Source organism: Sorangium sp. So ce327 (genome assembly GCF_051530205.1).
GTDB lineage: Bacteria > Myxococcota_A > Polyangia > Polyangiales > Polyangiaceae > Sorangium > Sorangium cellulosum_B.
Genome location: NZ_CP150330.1, coordinates 9,892,162 through 9,908,614 on the forward strand (window position 1 = coordinate 9,892,162; position 16,453 = coordinate 9,908,614).

General features: G+C 69.9%; 10 protein-coding genes and 1 pseudogene. 2 read left to right on the top strand and 9 right to left on the bottom strand.

Annotated elements, in window-relative coordinates; all coding sequences use genetic code 11:
* Window positions 1-126: 126 nt before the first annotated feature.
* The 3 genes from WME95_RS37035 to WME95_RS37045 all read right to left on the bottom strand — a co-directional run bounded on the left by WME95_RS37035 (window position 127) and on the right by WME95_RS37045 (window position 8,632).
* Window positions 127-2,271: a response regulator gene (locus tag WME95_RS37035; protein ID WP_437904033.1), complete on the bottom strand. Its 2,145-nt coding sequence runs from the start codon at window positions 2,269-2,271 to the stop codon at window positions 127-129.
* A complete protein-coding gene (locus WME95_RS37040) occupies window positions 2,268-8,237 on the bottom strand; it encodes an AAA family ATPase (RefSeq protein ID WP_437904034.1) in 5,970 nt (1,989 codons plus the stop codon). Before WME95_RS37040 ends, WME95_RS37035 begins: the two co-directional genes overlap by 4 nt.
* A 191-nt stretch (window positions 8,238-8,428) precedes the next feature.
* A complete protein-coding gene (locus WME95_RS37045; protein ID WP_437904036.1) occupies window positions 8,429-8,632 on the bottom strand; it encodes a helix-turn-helix domain-containing protein in 204 nt (67 codons plus the stop codon).
* Between the two features lie 167 nt (window positions 8,633-8,799).
* On the opposite strand from WME95_RS37045, the gene WME95_RS37050 reads away from it, so the two are divergent.
* Window positions 8,800-10,110 carry an MBL fold metallo-hydrolase gene (locus WME95_RS37050; protein ID WP_437904037.1) on the top strand — a complete coding sequence of 437 codons (1,311 nt, stop codon included), beginning with the start codon at window positions 8,800-8,802 and terminating at the stop codon, window positions 10,108-10,110.
* Between the two features lie 26 nt (window positions 10,111-10,136).
* Here WME95_RS37050 and WME95_RS37055 read toward each other — a convergent pair whose 3' ends face one another.
* A complete protein-coding gene (locus WME95_RS37055; RefSeq protein ID WP_437911064.1) occupies window positions 10,137-10,616 on the bottom strand; it encodes a carboxymuconolactone decarboxylase family protein in 480 nt (159 codons plus the stop codon).
* A 136-nt stretch (window positions 10,617-10,752) separates the two neighbouring features.
* Between WME95_RS37055 and WME95_RS37060 the strand changes: the two genes are divergently transcribed.
* A complete protein-coding gene (locus WME95_RS37060) occupies window positions 10,753-11,646 on the top strand; it encodes a sigma-70 family RNA polymerase sigma factor (RefSeq protein WP_437904038.1) in 894 nt (297 codons plus the stop codon).
* Between the two features lie 273 nt (window positions 11,647-11,919).
* Here the strand turns inward: WME95_RS37060 and WME95_RS37065 are convergent, their stop codons facing one another.
* The 5 genes and pseudogenes from WME95_RS37065 to WME95_RS37085 all read right to left on the bottom strand — a co-directional run bounded on the left by WME95_RS37065 (window position 11,920) and on the right by WME95_RS37085 (window position 15,892).
* Window positions 11,920-12,390: a cupin domain-containing protein gene (locus tag WME95_RS37065; RefSeq protein ID WP_437904039.1), complete on the bottom strand. Its 471-nt coding sequence runs from the start codon at window positions 12,388-12,390 to the stop codon at window positions 11,920-11,922.
* 161 nt (window positions 12,391-12,551) lie between these two features.
* Window positions 12,552-12,824: pseudogene (locus tag WME95_RS37070) on the bottom strand (DJ-1/PfpI family protein); the annotation flags it as partial.
* Between the two features lie 42 nt (window positions 12,825-12,866).
* Complete coding sequence (locus WME95_RS37075; RefSeq protein ID WP_437904040.1) at window positions 12,867-14,342, bottom strand: hypothetical protein; 1,476 nt, start codon at window positions 14,340-14,342, stop codon at window positions 12,867-12,869.
* An 86-nt stretch (window positions 14,343-14,428) separates the two neighbouring features.
* A complete protein-coding gene (locus tag WME95_RS37080; protein WP_437904041.1) occupies window positions 14,429-15,364 on the bottom strand; it encodes a hypothetical protein in 936 nt (311 codons plus the stop codon).
* 90 nt (window positions 15,365-15,454) lie between these two features.
* Entirely contained in the window at window positions 15,455-15,892 is a 438-nt protein-coding gene (locus tag WME95_RS37085; RefSeq protein ID WP_437904042.1) for a CBS domain-containing protein, read from the bottom strand.
* Between the last annotated feature and the right edge of the window lie 561 nt (window positions 15,893-16,453).

A 16,453-nucleotide genomic window follows, 5' to 3' on the forward strand; every position in this document is an offset into this window, starting at 1 on the left:
CCGCGGCGCCGCCGTGCTCTCCAACCCGGGTGCAGCCCGTCCACAATGTGCGGGCATGAAGTCGATCTCGGAGCGCGCCGGACCCAGCGTGCGCGGCGAACGGATCCGAGCAGGAGGCGTCGATCCTCACCTCGCCCCGCCATGGATTCGCCCGGCCAACGTCGCCACGTGCGCCACCAGATCCGGTGGCTTCACCGGCTTGGCCAGGTGCATCTGGTATCCGGCCGTGAGCGCCCGCGCGCGATCCTCGGCGCGCGCAAACGCGGTCAACGCCAGCGCCGGCACGCTCCCCCCACGCTCTTCCGGCAACTGCCGCACCTTCTGGATCAGCTCATACCCGCCCTCGTGCGGCATACCGATGTCGCTCACCAGGACCGTCGGCTGGTCCCGCTCCAGCTCCGCCAGCGCCTCCACGACCGAGCCCGCTGTCCGCACCTCCGCCTGGCACTCCGCCAGTATCCGGAGGAGCAGCTCTCGCGTGTCCGGCTCGTCGTCCACCACCAGCACCCGCACCCCCTTCAGGCTCAAGAGCTCCCCGGCGCGGTGCCATGACGGCCGGCGCTGCGGCGCCGGCGGCGGCTCTCCTCCGGCCAGCGCCTCGGCCTGCTTGGCCGAGAGCGGCAGCTTCACCGTGAAGCTCGCCCCCTGATCCTTCCCCGCGCTTGTCGCCTCCACCGTCCCCCCGTGCAGCTCCACCAGGTGCCGCACGATCGAGAGACCCAGACCCAGCCCGCCGTACTCGCGCGTGGTCGAGGCGTCCGCTTGCCGGAATTGCTCGAATACGTACGGCAAGAACTCCGGCGCGATGCCGATCCCCGTGTCGCTCACCGCGAGGCGCGCGTACGTCCCCTCGCGGCGCAGCGATACCTTGACCTGCCCGCCTTGCCGCGTGAACTTCATCGCGTTGCTGACCAGATTCCACACGATCTGCTGGAGGCGATTCGGGTCGCCCATGACCTGTTCCCCGGCCGACTCGACGCTGAGCTCCAGGCGGATCCCCTTCGCCTTTGCCGCCGGCTCCGCGGATTCCAGCAGCGTTTCGAGCATCTCGACCAGATCGACCACCTCCACGTCGAGGCTCAGCCGCCCGCCGATGATGCGCGACATGTCCAGGAGATCGTCGACGAGCTTGGATTGCGCCCGCGCGTTCCGCTCGATCGTCCCGAGCGCCCGGCCCAGGATCTCGTCCGACGGGCCGCGCATGCGGAGCAGCTGCGACCAGCCGAGGATCGCGGTGAGCGGCGTCCGCAGCTCGTGGCTCAAGAGCGCCAGGAACTCGTCCTTCAGCCGCCCGGTGCGCTCGAGCTCCGCCCGCGCCGCCTGCTCGCGAGAGAGGAGCATCTCCCGCTCCGCCTCGGTCCGCTTTCGATCGCTGATGTCCGTGGAGATCCCGCAAACCGCATACGCCCGGCCCGACTCGTCGAAGAGCGGACACTTGATCGAGATGTACGTGTGGAGCCCATCGTCGTGGGGCACGATCTCTTCCATCTCCAGCGGCCCCCCGGCCGCCACCACCTGCCGGTCGAAAGCGCGAAGCGCGTCGGCGCACTCCGCGGGGAACAGGTCATGATCGGTCTTGCCGACGATCGACCGCGTGGTCACATGGAACAGCTCTTCGTAGCGGCGGTTGACCATCAAATACCGTCCTTCGAGGTCCTTGACGAAGATGACCGCCGTGGAGTTGTCGATGATGGCCTGAAGCAGGTGCTGGCTCTCGCGCAGAGCGACCTCCGCGCGCCGGCGCTCGGCGTTCTCCGCCTCGAGGGCGGCGTTCGAGCTCGCCAGCTCGGCCGTGCGCTCTCGCACCCGCTGTTCGAGCTCCTGGTGGGCACGCAGGAGCTGCGCGTTCTTCGCCTCGAGCTCCTTCTGCGCCTCGCGCAAGCTCAGGTGCGTCCTGATCCGCGCAAGCACCTCTTCGATCTCGAACGGCTTGGTGATGTAATCGACGCCCCCCGCCTCGAACCCCACGAGCTTGTCCGCCACTTCTCCGAGGCAGGTCATGAAGATCACCGGGATGTCCCGGGTGCCCTCGGCCGCCTTCAGGCGCCGGCAGGTCTCGAACCCGTCGATCCCGGGCATCACCACGTCCAGCAGGATCAGGTCGGGTTTCATGAGGCGGGCCCGCTTCAGGGCCGCCTCCGCGTCCTCGGCGGCGAGCGCCTGATGACCCGCGGATTCCAGGTGATCCACGAGCAGGGCCAGGTTGGCGGGCATGTCGTCCACGATGAGGATCGTGGGCTCACGAGCGCCGGGCGCGGAGGCTCTGCTCATGATCGCCGACCGTCGGCCACCACCTGGCCTACCGCGGCGTGCTCCTCGACGAACTCCTGCAGCTTCCGCATCTGGTACGTCCGCGCCAGCGTCTGGAGCTGATCGAGCCAGGGGCCGAGTCGCGGCTCATCTCGCTGCATCCGCTCCGCCTCCGCCAGCACCTTCCGGATACGGCCCGACGCCACAAGCCCCGACAGCAGCGACAGCTGTTCGGCCGAGGGCGGCACCAGCACGTCATCCCCCTTCACCGCCGTGGGGGCGGCGGCGTTCACCGGTTCATGCATCCATTCCACGCGCAGGAAACGCGCGATCTTCTCGAAGAGCAGGCTGGCATGCACCGGCTTCGGCAAGAAGTCGTCCCAGCCGGCGTGAGCCCCCTTCGGCTGTTCGGCGGCGGTGACGTTCGCCGACGAGGCCAGGATCACCACCCCGTCGAGCTCGGGCATCCGCCGAAGGCGGCGCGTGGTCTCATAGCCGTCCAGGCCCGGCATGGCCAGGTCCATCAGGATCAGCGCCGGCCTGTGCTCCAGGGCGAGTCGCAGCGCGGATTCGCCGCCGTCAGCCTCGACGAGGTCGAAGCCGATGGGGATCAGCAGATCGCAGAACAGGGCGCGGTTGCCGGGGTTGTCGTCCACGACGAGGATCGTGCGGCGCTCGCCGCGATACCCGGTGATCGTGGCCCACGCCGGGGCCTCGTCGGCGGCCGCGGAAGAGAGCGCCTCGGCGAGCGTGAGCGTCACGGTGAACGCGCTGCCTTTGCCGAGCTCGCTCTCGACATGGATGGTCCCGCCCAGCTGCTCGATGATCCTCTTGCTGATGGCGAGGCCGAGCCCGGTGCCCTCGCTCTTCGCGCGCAGGTCTCCCACCTGCTCGAAGGGCTCGAAGATGCGCGCGAGGTGCTCCGGGGCGATGCCGGTGCCCGAGTCCTCGATCCGGAAGCGCACCTCGCGCTGCCCATCTCCTCCCTCATCAAGAACGTCGACGAGCAGGGTGACCGCGCCGCGCTCGGTGAACTTGATGGCGTTGCCGAGCAGGTTCAGGAGCACCTGCGTCAAGCGCTTCTCGTCCGCGTGCACGGCGGCGAGCGCCGGGCCCCGCACCTCGTGGGTGAAGGCGATGCCCCTCTGTTCGGCGCGCACGCCGCAGAGATCCACAACGTTGTGCACGAAGGAGGGAAAGTCGAACCTCCGGGGGACGAGCTCCATCTTGCCGGCCTCGATCTTCGCCAGGTCCAGGAGGTCGTTGAGCAACGCCAGCAGGTGCTCGCCCGATCTCTTCACGATCTGCACCCCTTCGCGGCTCTTCGGCGAGAGCTCGGGCGCTCGCATGAGGAACTGAGCGTACCCCAGGATGCCATTGAGGGGCGTGCGCAGCTCATGGCTCATGCTGGAGAGGAAATCGCTCTTCGCGCGATTGGCGCGGTCGGCCGCCTCCTTGGCGATCCGCAGCTCCGCCGTCCGCTCCTGGATCTTGACCTCCTGGTCCCGGTAGAGCACCGCGTTCTCGACGGCGATCGCCGCCTGCGAGGCGAGCACCGACAGGAGCTCCACGCGCGCCGGAGGGAACGCCGACGGCACGTCGCGGTGCTCCAGGTAGAGCACGCCCACCACGTGGCCCCGATGCGTCAAGGGCAGCGCCAGCAGCGAGAGCACCGCGTGCAATGCGAGGTACGGGTCGCCGGCGAAGCGCGCGTCGGACCTCGCGTCGCCCGTCACCACCGGCTCGCCCGTGCGGGCCGCATAGTGCACCACCGCCACCGGCACGTCGTGGCTCTGCCCGAGAGGCTCCGACAGGCCCGCCTCGATGCGGGTCCCCTCCACCCATAAACGAGCCACGACCGAGAGCGCCTCCCCTTCGCTGAGCACCAGGGCGCCGCGCTGCGCCCCCGCGTTCTCCAGCGTGAGCTCCATCAGCCGGCCCACCACGCGCCCCGGGTCGAGCTCACCCGCGAGCGCCTGCGCCGCGCGCACCGCGGTCTTCACGTCGAAATGCGCGCCCGTGGACCCGCCCGTTGTCGTGGTGGTCGCCGTCACGGTCGTTCGGTCGGAGGCCGACTCGTGCATGGACGCCTTGAGCACGGCGGGGTACCTCGCGTTCAGATGGGCGACCACCGCGTCAGCACCCCAGCGCGCGTAGGCGTCGCGCGCCTCGCGCAGGTACATCACCCCGACATGGCTCTTGCCCGCCTCCAGCCGAGACTCGGCGGCGAGCTGGGCCGCCAGGGCCTCGATGTGCAGGAAGCGGTGCTCGCGGGCCAGCTCGATGGCCTCGTCGTATCTGGCCGCTGCCTCCTCGGGCTTGCCCAGGACGCGGGCGCACTCCGCCTCGCCGAGGCGCAGCTTGTGGAGGAAATTGGCCTCGCAGCCCTCGGTGAAGTAGCGCAATCGCGCGAGGCTGTGCTCGATGTGCTGCCGCAGCCGCGCCCGCTCCTCGCTCGTCATGGCGTCAGGCCAGCATTTCGCTGCTGCGAGAGCGAGAAAGAGCGCGATGTCCGTCACCATCGGGATCCCGAGGAGATCCGCCTGGAACTGCTCCGCCTCCCGCATCCTCGACAGCGCCCGCTCCCACTTGCCGACGGCGCAGAACAGATACCCTTCCAGCGTACGAGCGAACCCTCCTGTGTACCTGTCCCCGTCGGCGAGGAGGGAGCGAGAACCTCGCGGCAACGGCTCCTCCTCCAGGAGGCGCCTGGCGCCGTCAGGAGACATCAAGACCTCGCAGAAGGACGCGACAAGCTCGAAGTGGTGTCGCCCGACGGCGTCCCCTGCGCGCTGCACCAGCTCCCAGCGCGCCTTGTGCTGCGCATCGACCTGGCCGAGCGGCAGGCCGCGCCACAGCCGGTAATAGAGCAAGTCGCACAGGAGCCCCCAGCTCGTGCCTTGAAACGACCCGATCTTCAGGCCGGCCGCGATGGCTTGCTCGTAAACGGGGGACGCTTCATCGATGGGCCTCGAGTGGCCCATGTAGATCCCCTTGAGCGCGAGGCACTCGGGGAGCATCGGGGAGCCCAGGCGCTCCGCGGCGCGCACCCCGGGCGTGAGCCAGCGCATGGTGCGGCGATACATGCCCGTCGCCACCGACCACGCGTTGGCGAAGCTGCAGATCATGAGGGTGGCGGCGGGCGTGAGCGCGTCCCGCCGTATCGCCTCGGACACGATGCGGGCGATGACGAGCGAATACAGCATCGGCCGGCCACCGTAGATCGCGCAGAGCTGCGCCTGCGTCATCAGGGCATCGATGAGCCGGTGCTCCAGCGACGGATCGACCTGCATTCGATCGAACCCGTCCGGCTCGTGATCGAGCCATTGATCCAGCGCGGTGGACTCTCGCAGGAGCGCGACCTGGCACGCCTCATCCGTGTCGGGGAACGTGATGCCCTGCTTCGCGAGGGCGGCCATCCCGAACCCGATTCCCCGCGTGTACTGGCCCGTGGCGACGCAGCAGCGCGTGCGGATCTCCTGCGCCGAGAGCCAGGCGACCTCCGGAAGAGGCCTGTCCAGCAAGGCGAGCGCCCGCGCCTCGACGTCGTCGAACTCCCGCAGCAGGTAGGCGGCCTCCAGGCGCTCGAGCCCGATCTCCACCGACAGCGCGCGCTCCTGCTCCCAGGCCCGCTCGCCGAGGAGCGCCTGGGCGCTGTCCAGCAGGTTGGCCATCAACCGGTACGAGCTCGCCGCCATCGCGGCGCGCGCGGCCTCCAGGTTCAGCCGCGCGAGCTCCTTGCGCTCCTCGACGGACTCGAGCCGCGCCGCGCCCAGGTTCAGGTGCCGCACGAGCTCCAGGAACTGCGGGGCCGTCCCCCCCTCGGCACGATGACGCGCCTGGAGCCGGCGGCCGATCTCGAGGTGCGCGAGCACCCGCTGCTCCGGCGAGATCCGCTCATAACTCGCCTGCTGCACGCGGTCGTGCAGGAACCGGTACGCCGCGTCCATCGCCGCGGCGCCGATGACCCCGAGCGCCTGCGCTGGGCGGTAGGCCCCATCGACCGGCACCACGAGCTCTGCGTCCAGCGCCGGCCATAACGCCCCCGTCACGCGGGCGCGCTCCCACCCGCTGAGCCGCTCCAGGTCGTGCAGGTGGAACGTGTGGCCTGCGCAGGCCGCGAGCCCGAGGAGTTGCTGCGTCGGCTCGGGCATCTCACGCACCTTGCCGGTCAGGAGCGCCACCACGTTGTCGGTGACGCCCGCCTTCTCCAGCGACGATTGCTCCCACCGCCACGCCCCGGTCTCCGGGTCCCTCACCACCTGCTTCTGCCGGTGCAGGGAGAGCAGCAGCTGCTCCAGGAAGAAGGGGTTTCCGCGGGTCTTGCGCGAGAGCACGCGCGCCAGCGGCTCCACCCGCGCGGGCTCGCTCTCCAGCGTCCGCGAGCACCACTTTTGCACCTGCTCTGCCGACAGCGGGCCCACCGTCATCCGCGAGACGCTGGCCTCGCTCTTTTCCACCGCCTCAACGAGCTTCCACAGCGGGTGCTCGGGCGGCGCCTCGTTGTCGCGGTACGCCGCGATCACCAGCAGAGATTTGCGCTCCACGTCCGTCAGCAAGGTCTGCAGGATGATCAGCGTGGCGCTGTCGGCCCATTGCATGTCGTCCAGGAACATCACGAGCGGCGGGTTCGGCGCCGTGACGGCTCGCACGAAATTCAGCCACGTGAGCTTCTGCCGGTTGAGCACCTGCTCGCCCTCCACCGGCGGCACCGGCGGCAGCTTGCCCATCACCAGGTCGAGCTCCGGCACCACGTCCGCGATGAGCCGCGCGTTGTCCCCGACCTCGCGCCGGATCCGCTCCTGCCAGGCCTCGAGTACCGCCTCCGAGCTGGAGAGCCACTGGCGCATCAGCGCCCCGAACGCTTGCGCCAGCGCCGCATAAGGCGTCGACCGCGCGAGCTGATCGTGTTTTCCCGCGATCAGGAGCCCGCGCCCCGCCTGGGCGATATCCCTGTAGACGGTGCGCACCAGCGCCGTCTTGCCGATGCCCGAGGGGCCGCCGACGAGCAGGAGCTCCGTCATGCCCTGCGCGGCGCGCGCAAAGGACTCGCCCACCCGCTCGACATCGCGCTCCCGCCCGACCAGCACCTGCGGCAACCGGAGCTTGCGCGAGAAGTCCTTTCTTCCCAGGCCGAACGGCTCGACCGTGCCCCGCTCGTCCCATTGACAGAGGGCCTCCTCCAGATCCTCGGCGGCGCCGCGGGCCGTCTGGTAGCGCCGCTCGGGATCCTTGGCCAGGAGCTTCGCGATGATGGCTGCCACGGCGCTCGGCACCTCCGGGGCGACGGCGTCGAGCGGAGGCGGGTCCTTGGCCAGGTGCGCGTGCACCAGCGAGAGCGGATCGCGCTCCGTGAACGGCAGCCGCCCCGACATGACCTCGAAGAGCGTCACCCCCAGCGAGTACAGGTCCGTGCGCGTATCGAGCGCGCGCGCCGTGCGCCCCGTCTGCTCCGGGGAAATATAGACGAGCGTCCCCTCCAGCGCCTCGGGAATGCTCGCCTCGGTCGCCTCCTGGGACAGCAGCGAGGCGATGCCGAAGTCGAGCAGCGTGACCCTCTCGCACGCCTCGTCCACCAGCACGTTTTGCGGCTTGATGTCCTTGTGCATCACGCCGGCGGCGTGCACGCCCTCGAGCACCCGTGACAGGAGCCGGCCGAGCCGCAGCGCTGCCCCGACCGGCACGCGCCCCTGCCTGGCGAGCAGTCGATCGAGCGACCCGAGGCCAGGATCCTCCAGCACCAGGGCCGCAGAGCCGCCCCGCTGCTCCAGCGCCCGTGCGCGCGCCACCCCGGGCACCTCTGCGAGCTGCGTCAGCACCTGGTGCTCGTGGATCAGCCGCCCCATCACGCGCGGACTGGCCACCTCGGCCACCGGGATCTTGATCGCCACGCGCGCCCCCGAGGGGACATGGACCGCGCGCCATACCCGTGTCTCGGTGCCGTCGTAGATTACCTTTTCCAGCGTGTAATCCCGCAGCTCCATCATTGCCCCCCTCACATCCTTCAGGGGCGCTGCTGTCGGGGCCTCATCGTAGTGTCGAGCAGGACGGAATGCGACCAGCGATCCTCCCTGTGGGGATTTTTTCGGGCGACCTCTGCTGCGCGACAAGGCAGTGGTCGTCTCCGCGCTGATCGGCGACCGAGCGGGTTCCTTCGCGAGCTGTCCCCCCGCACCCGTCAGCTCGTCAGGCACCATGAGCGCCGAACCAAACCGGACCGAGCCATCGTGCGCTCGAGGAGTCGCACGCCGAGCGACGCCTCGAGGCGGGCCACACGCTGGCTGAGCGTCGAACGCGGCGGCCGCAGCGCCTTCGCCGCCGCGCTGAAGCTCCCGAGCTGCACCACCTCCACGAACGTCGCCATCGCGTCGAAATCGAACATTGTGCAGCCTGGTCGAACAGGCCATTCGCCCGCCGCTACCTGGTCAAGCGCAGCGGGAGAACCTACCCTCGTCGTTGACGTTGCCACGGCTGGCAGCGAAGAAATGGAGAGCTCCGAGCTCGGCTGAGAGATGCGCTACCGGCCATTGCCATCCACGAGGTACCGCGATGCAAGACGAAATGCAGGTTGAGGAGTGGGGAGAGCTATTCGTTACACGCAAGTGCTGCGGCGCCGGCACGTGCCGGAACTTCGCGCCGGAGCTCCTCGGCGAGGTGGTGCCGGCCAGCGACCTCCGGGGAGGCCGCCGCCTCTCGGTGCTGCCGGGCTCCCACGAGCAGGGCGCCTTCACGGGTGTGCTGCGGCAGCCGCGGAGCAAGGAAGAGCTGATGGCGGCGCGGACGGCGGTCGCGGCGTGCCCGTTCGGCGCCATCACGCTCAAGCCGGGCGCGGCGCCGGTTCGCCGGGGCGATCTCGGGTCACCCTGGCGCGGCTTTCCGCGGCCCATCGAGGATCATGTCTGGGTCATCGGACAGCCATCCGTCAAGAACTTCGGCGCCGTGTCCTATTTCATCGAGCGCGACGGAGGCGGGGTGCTGATCGATCCCCCGAGGCCGAGCGAGGAGGTCTTCCGCTGGCTCGCGGAGCACGGCGGCGTGCGATGGCTCTTGCTGACGCACCGGGACCATACGAACCACCACGCCGAGTTCGCCAGCCGCTTCCCGGGTTGCCGCCGCATCCTCGGCGCCGCGGACGTGAACCTCCGTGAGACCAAGTACATGCCCTCGACCGGCGACGTGGAGATCAAGCTCGGGAACGAGCTCGGCCCGCTCTCGCTCGAGGGGGAGCCGCTCTCGAGAGAGGCGGCCAGAGAGGCCGAGCTCATGCTATTGCCGCAGCCCGGGCACACGCCGGGCTCGTTATGCCTCCTCTATCGAGGCCGCTTCCTGTTCACCGGCGATCACCTGAGCTACTCGCGCTTCCTGGGTCAGCTCGTGGCGCACCGACTGCAATGCTGGGAGGATTGGGAGCGCCAGATCCGCTCGGTGCGGTATCTGCTCGCCGCGGCGGAGGCCGGGTGGCTGAGGTTCGCGTGGGTGTTGCCGGGTCACGGGGAATGGGCCCGCCTGCCGGGCGAGGGGAGCGCGGCCGAGACGGCCGCCGAGCTCCGCCGCGTCATCACGTCGATGGAGCAGAAGCCGAAGGGGCATACCCCGCTGGGCCGCTGGATCATGTACGTTCAGAGCCGGATGGCGCCCGAGAAGCCGCTCGGGCGCGCCATGCGCGCGGTCGGCGGCGGGAGCGACGCCTGGGTCTTGCCGCGCGGCTCGCGGAGCTCGCTCCCCGATTTCGATCCCGACAAGACGGGGGCCGCCCTGCGCCGGCTCTATCTCCTCGGCGCCGCCGCGCTCCTGGCCGCCGCCGGGACCGCATGGCTCACCGCGCGCCGGGACATGAGCGCCCTTTCTGGTCGCTCCTAGGACGCTAATCCCACGGCTTCTCCCCGTCAGCGGTTGTCCGCGCGCGCATCCAACTTCATCGAGCCGGCGATCTGCCTCGTTGTCACGTTGAACCGATTGAAGAGGTTGACCAGCCCGATGTGCAGGGTCAGCGCCGCGAGCGCCGGCTCGTCGTAATGCCGCGCGGCCTCCTCCCAGACGGCGTCGGGCACCGGATCCGCGCGGTCGCTGAGCCTCGTCGCGGCCTCGGCGAGCGCCAGCGCGGCGCGCTCCGCGTCGGTGAAATAGGGCGCCTCGCGCCACGCCGCCACGGCGAACATGCGCTCGTCGGTCTCGCCCGTCTTCTTCATCTCGCGCGCGCCGATGTCGACGCAGAAGCCGCACCCGTTGACCTGGCTCACCCGCAGGTGGACGAGCTCGAGCGTCCGCGCCGGCACACCGCTCTTCTTCACCGCGCCGACCAGGGCGTAGATCGGCTGCATGACGTCGGGGATGACCATCGCGGGGTTCTTCATCCGTGCTTTCAGCATGTTCGTGCTCCTCTCGAGGCGTTCGGGTGTGCTCGCCAACGGTGACGGCGCGCGGAACGTCCGTTCGCGTCGTCACATCGGCTAGGGTTCGTCCGTCACAGCCATGACGAAGCACGACGAGGGAGTGTGACCGATGGATGAAAATAGTTGGCTGGCGGAGCGGTTCGAGGCCCACCGGGCCCATCTGCAGGCCGTGGCGTACCGGATGCTCGGCTCCCTGAGCGAGGCGGAGGACGCCGTGCAGGAGTCCTGGCTGCACCTGAGCCGCGCCGACACGAGCGGCGTCGAGAACCTGGGCGGGTGGCTGACGACGGTCGTGGCGCGGGTGTGCCTCGACATGCTGCGCTCGCGCAAGGCGCGGCGCGAGGACCCGATGGCCGCGCCCGACCCCGCCGCGGACCGCGAGGCCGGGACCGACCCCGAGCGCGAGGCGGTGCTGGCCGACTCGGTCGGCCTCGCGTTGCTCGTGGTGCTCGACACGCTGACCCCCGCCGAGCGCCTCGCCTTCGTGCTGCACGATCTGTTCGCGGTGCCCTTCGAGGAGATCGCCGCCATCGTGGGCCGCTCCCCGGCCGCGGCGAGGCAGCTCGCGAGCCGCGCCCGCCGCCGCGTGCAAGGAGCACCCCCGTCCCCGGACGCCGACGTCGGCCGCCAGCGCGAGGTCGTCGACGCCTTCATCGCGGCCATGCGCGGCGGCGACTTCGACGCGCTCGTGGCGATCCTCGATCCGGACGTCGTGGTCCACTCCGACGCCACGGTCGAGCCCCCGGCCGGGGGCGAGATCCGCGGGGCGCGCGCGTGGGCCAAGCAGGCGATCCCCGCCGCGCGCGGCGCCAAATTCGCCCGCCCCGCCCTCGTGGACGGCACGGTGGGCATCGTCGTGGCGCCGAAAGGAAGGCTCTTCCGGGTGCTCCGCTTCACCCTCGCGCAGGGGAAGATCGCCCGGATCGACGTCGTGGGCGACCGCGAGCAGCTCCGCGATCTCGACCTGTTGGTTCTGGACGGCGGACCGCAGCTGGAGATCTAGAGCGACAAGCGGCTTGAAACCCCGAGAAAAAGCAGGAATTTCACAGGGAGACGGGGAGGCGGGGAGCGAGAGACGGCAAGAGGGAGAAATTCATTTTCTTCTTCCTCCCCGCCTCCTCGCCTCCCTGTGAAAACTCTCCGGGTTTCAACATGATATTGGTGTTCTAGACAACCCGCGCCGGCGCGCGGCGGACCTGCTCTGCTCTGCGCTGCGTCCCGGCGCCGCGTGGACCCGAGCCCACCTCTCGCGGCGGTCATTCACCAACTCATCCACTCAGTAAGGTGTTCCGTCCTTGTGCGTGAAGGCGTACTCGCCGCCCACCTTGCGGAAGGCGAGGTCCTCGTCGGGATACTCGACACTGTCTTCGGGATCGCGGTTGCTGATCTCGAGGTAACGCGCGGGCGCGGCGCTGCGGTTGACGAAGTGATGCCCGTCGCGCGCGCCGGCCGGAAAACCCGCGCACTGACCCGCCGTGAGCACCTGCTCGCCGTCGTCCGTGCGCAGCACCACCTCGCCCTCCAGCACGAAGACGAGCTCGTCCTCGTGAGAGTGGTAGTGCCGAAGCGCCGACGCCTTGCCCGGGAAGAGCGTGGTGAGGTTGACGCCGATCTTCGTCAGGCCGAGCGCGTCGCCGAGCGCGCGCTTCTCGCGCGGCGTGACGCGCGCGGGAAACGGCTCGGGGTACGTCGAGCCGGTGCGGGGCTCGAGATCGCTGGGGTTCAGGGCAGGGCGTTCGACGGGCATGATCATCTCCTAGCAAAGCGGCTGCGCTCAGCGGCCGCGCGGTGTGGGCATGAGCGTGGAGGCGAGCGCCGCGGGGCTCAAGGGGATCGCGGGGGCTCACGACCAGCGCCGCACCCCGAGCCCCTCCCGGAGGGAGAGGGAGGAGGCTCCCGGGAGCGCAGTCACACCGGTCGGGCGAGCGCGGCGCGCGCGGCCAGCAGCGCGGCGCGGCGCTCGGGAACCTGGAGCAGGGCGCGATCGCGGACGCGGGTGACCACCTCGGCGGGCGCGGTCTCGGGGGAGCCGGCGTCGAAGGGGGGCTGAGGATCGTACTCGATGCTGAGCTGGATGGAACGAGCGACGTCCTCGCCGGCGATCTCCGCCACCAGGGTGAGCGCGAAGTCGATGCCGGCGGTGACGCCGCCGCCCGTGATCACGTTGCCGTCGCGCACGACGACGCCCCCTCTGAATCGTCCACCCCCGCTCCAGCCGCGTCGTCAGGAGCCGCTGAGACGCTCCTTGGCGCGCGAACTCACGAACATCGCTCCGTCACGCGCCAGCACCGACAGCACGGCGGCTGTGGCTCGCGGGTGGTCCGCGACGGCGTAGCGGACATGCGCGTTCTCGTCGGTGGCGCGCCGCTCCAGGATATCGAGCGGACAGTCGGCGCGCCACACGATGTGACGGCGCACGACGAAGTCCGGGTCGTGTTCGAGGTCGAGCAGCAGGGACAGTGGACATGTCTGGTTTCTGCCAACGAGCAAGCGCACATAGGAGTCGGCGTCCCGCGCGAGCTGCGACAGCATGCGCTCGGTCGTGCTCGGATTCTGCGCGACGGCGCCACGGACGAAGAGGTCGGCGGAGTCGGCCAGCTGGACGAGGATCCGCTGCGGTGTGAGCGGGTGCTTTCCGATCTCGCAGTGGTTGTCGCGCAGGGCGCTCGCTGTGGCGAGGATGTCCGGCGTCACGCCTGGATGCGCGAACACGGCGCGACGCAACGTTTCGCTCGGGGCACGGCTCCATTGGCGCAGCCACGCTCCGGGACACTCGGGGCGCTTCACGAGCTCGAGCTTCACCCTGGTGTCGTCGTCGCTCGCAAGCACTTCGAAATGCTCGGCGCTCAGCCCGCGGCGCCGCGCCAGACGCCGGCGAACATCCGCGAGCGGGTCGCGCAGCAGGCCCTGCAGGTGCGCGGCGTCGAGCGCTTCGTGGGTTGCGAGCAGCAGACGCACGGCGGGCGGCGGATTGTCCGTGATCTGGGTGTAGAACGCGGCGGGGAAGTCCGGCCGCCGCAAGAGCGTGAGCAAGACGCGTTCATTCCGATCAGCGAGCAGCTGGGGCATCCTCGCGTCGTCCCACGGAAGCGACGCGGCGGCGATGGCGCGATAAGAAGCCAGTCGGTGTTGCGCGAAGGAACGTAGTGTGTCGAGCGGGAGACCCATGCGCGTCTCGGCGATGAGCCGCACCGCTGCGTCGGCGTCGTGACGGAAGCGTTCGAGCCAGTCGCGCGGACACTCGCGGTGCGAGGCGACGGCACAGCGTGCCTGGCTTCCAAGCTCGGCAAACTCGGCGAGCACTGGAGCGGGCACCGGCTCGTTGCGTGCGATTCGCGCGAGGTCTTCGCCAAAGGGACGCGGAATCGCCGCGGCGTGTCGTGCGACCGCGCGCACATTACCGTCGCCGTCGGTCCAGAGCAGGCGGCGGAGCTGCTCGTCACAGCCTGGATGGGCGGCGACAGCGCACCGGACGGGGCGCGTGGGATCACGCGCGAGCTGCGCGAGGACCTCGCGAGGAGCGCCCATGCGGCGGGCGAGGGCGCGACGAACGCCAATGGCCTTGTCGGTGGCGAGGGAGAGCAGCGTCGCGAGCGGCGTGTGCGGGTGCAGCGCCGCCTTCACGCGCAGACCTTCGTCGGGGGAGCGCGCGAGCGTTTGCAGATCATCGGCGCTGAGCTCTGCCGTCCGTCGCTTCATTCACAGGGATATTTAGCAGACCCCCCGTGCCGGCACAGGTCCCTGCCGCAGGCCCTGTCCCTTCGCGCCACGCGGCCGCAGCCAGCTCAGAATCTGGCCCCCACGGCGAGACGGAGCGTCGCGAGCTTGCCCTGCTCCAGGCCGAACCCGAGCGGCTCGTCCAGCGCCACGAGCAGCCCGGCGCGGAAGTACAGGCCCGACGCGGGTGGCTCCACCCCGACGAAGGGCTCGGCCGCGAGCTGCATCTTGTCGGCCTGAGTGAGCGGGAACGCGGCCTGGAGCCGCGCGCCGACCCCGAACCCACCCACGCTGCGCAGCTCCGCCTCGTTGCTCTGCTCGATGAAGAACTCCGTGTCTCCGCCGCCCGTGGGGATGGCGAACATCGCCACGAGATCGCTCCGTACATAGAGCGCCTCGATCGGGCGCAGCTCGATGCCGCCGCGGGCCCGCAGCGGGACGTGCTCCAGGAGCGCCCGCTGCGTGTCGAAATACCCCCGCACGGCCAGCGCCGCCGCCGCGGCCGCCTTCGTGTCGTCGGACGGATCCTGCGTGATGGGGATGGAGGCCGAGAGCCCGCCGACGAGCATCATCATGGGCGAAATGTTCCCGGCGTAGTGAAGTCCTATCGAGGGATTGCCGAAGAAGAACCCCTCGAGCTCCGGCGCGACCGTCGTCGCGTCGTGCTCCCCCGCGCCTGGCTCGCTCGCCTGGCTGCTCCCGTACGCAAACGGCAGCTCGGCGTCGAGGTGGAGCCCCCCGAACAGCCTGATCTGGGCGACCGCCGCGAAGGACGCCACGAAGGAGTTCCCCTCCCACGCGCCGCTCGTCCCGTCGCTGCTCACGGTTTCCCAGTCGGGGAGGTTCGCCTCGATGGTGCTGGTGAGCACGTCCGCCTCCACGCCGAGACGGAAGCCGTGGGACTTGGCCCACTGCGCATCCGTGACGGTCTCCTCGGCGAGCGCTGGCGGGGTGAACGAGAGCAGGAGCGAGAGGGCGGCGAGGGACGAAGCAAGCTGGCGCATGCGGACAGCGTATCTTTTTTTCCGTCCGGGGCCATCCGGCGGGACGATGGAACAGGCAGCCCGGAGGAGAGGTGGCCGCCCGCCGGGCGCTCAGCTGTAGACCCCCTGCACGTACTCGGTCAGCATCTTGATCTCGGCCTCTTGCTCGCGGCTCACCCAGTGGACGAGGTCGCCGATCGAGATCATCCCGACCACCCGCCCGTCCTGGACCACGGGCAGGTGACGGCAGCGTCGCTCGGTCATGACCGCCATGGCCTGCCGCGCCGACGTGCTCAGCTCGACGCAGACGACGCCGCACGTCATCACCTCCGCGACGGGCGTGTCCGCCGGATCGCGTCGGGCCAGGATCACCCGCGTCATCACGTCCCGCTCGCTGATGATCCCGCTCGGGGACCCGTCGATGCTCACGAGCAGCGCGCCCACGCGCCGCACGCACATCGACTGCACAGCCTCGAAGACGGTTGCATCCGGCGAGATGGTGTAGACGTTCCGGCCCTTCCTGCTGAGGATTTCGCCAATGCTATCCATGGTCATCCCCTTCCTAAGGGGAATCATGACAAGAAAATCGCGCGTGCAGCGTGCTCATGCGCAATTATTTTGGCTGCTTTTCACCTGGACGTCTGGCTTCCCGCGCTTCACGGCCGGGCTCGTCCAGGCGTGGAGGCTGCGGCCGGCCTGAGGCGGCCGCCCTTTGTTGTGGAGCTTCGGAGTGACGTCCTCGAACGCGTCTCCGTGGAAGCAATCGCCACTCGCCGCAGGTCCGCGCGGCGCCGTACCTGGAGCGTCCACAGCCGATCGCACATTGCCTCGGCCTCGCGACGGCGGTCCCGCTGTCCGGGGATCCATCCATCTTTGGAGTTGAGGCAGCGCGGGCGCGGAGAGGCGCCACGACCGCGATCGTTTCGCAGACGGTTGCGCGCAATGGCTTGCTCGATCGCGCAGGCTGCGCGCGCGGCTCTCGCGTCGAGCCGGCGGCGCCCAGCGCATCGCTCGGTGATACGGCGCCGGGCCGGCGGCGCGAGCGGCGGGCACAACGCGTGCTCCTGCTCGAGGAGTCCTGACGCCAACGGACACGCGTTTCGGACCTCG

Coding starts and splice junctions, on each gene's coding strand:
- WME95_RS37035 (WP_437904033.1), bottom strand. CDS start 2,271: ATGAGCAGAGCCTCCGCGCCCGGCGCTCGTGAGCCCACGATCCTCATC.
- WME95_RS37040 (WP_437904034.1), bottom strand. CDS start 8,237: ATGATGGAGCTGCGGGATTACACGCTGGAAAAGGTAATCTACGACGGC.
- WME95_RS37045 (WP_437904036.1), bottom strand. CDS start 8,632: ATGTTCGATTTCGACGCGATGGCGACGTTCGTGGAGGTGGTGCAGCTC.
- WME95_RS37050 (WP_437904037.1), top strand. CDS start 8,800: ATGCAAGACGAAATGCAGGTTGAGGAGTGGGGAGAGCTATTCGTTACA.
- WME95_RS37060 (WP_437904038.1), top strand. CDS start 10,753: ATGGATGAAAATAGTTGGCTGGCGGAGCGGTTCGAGGCCCACCGGGCC.
- WME95_RS37065 (WP_437904039.1), bottom strand. CDS start 12,390: ATGCCCGTCGAACGCCCTGCCCTGAACCCCAGCGATCTCGAGCCCCGC.
- WME95_RS37075 (WP_437904040.1), bottom strand. CDS start 14,342: ATGAAGCGACGGACGGCAGAGCTCAGCGCCGATGATCTGCAAACGCTC.
- WME95_RS37080 (WP_437904041.1), bottom strand. CDS start 15,364: ATGCGCCAGCTTGCTTCGTCCCTCGCCGCCCTCTCGCTCCTGCTCTCG.
- WME95_RS37085 (WP_437904042.1), bottom strand. CDS start 15,892: ATGGATAGCATTGGCGAAATCCTCAGCAGGAAGGGCCGGAACGTCTAC.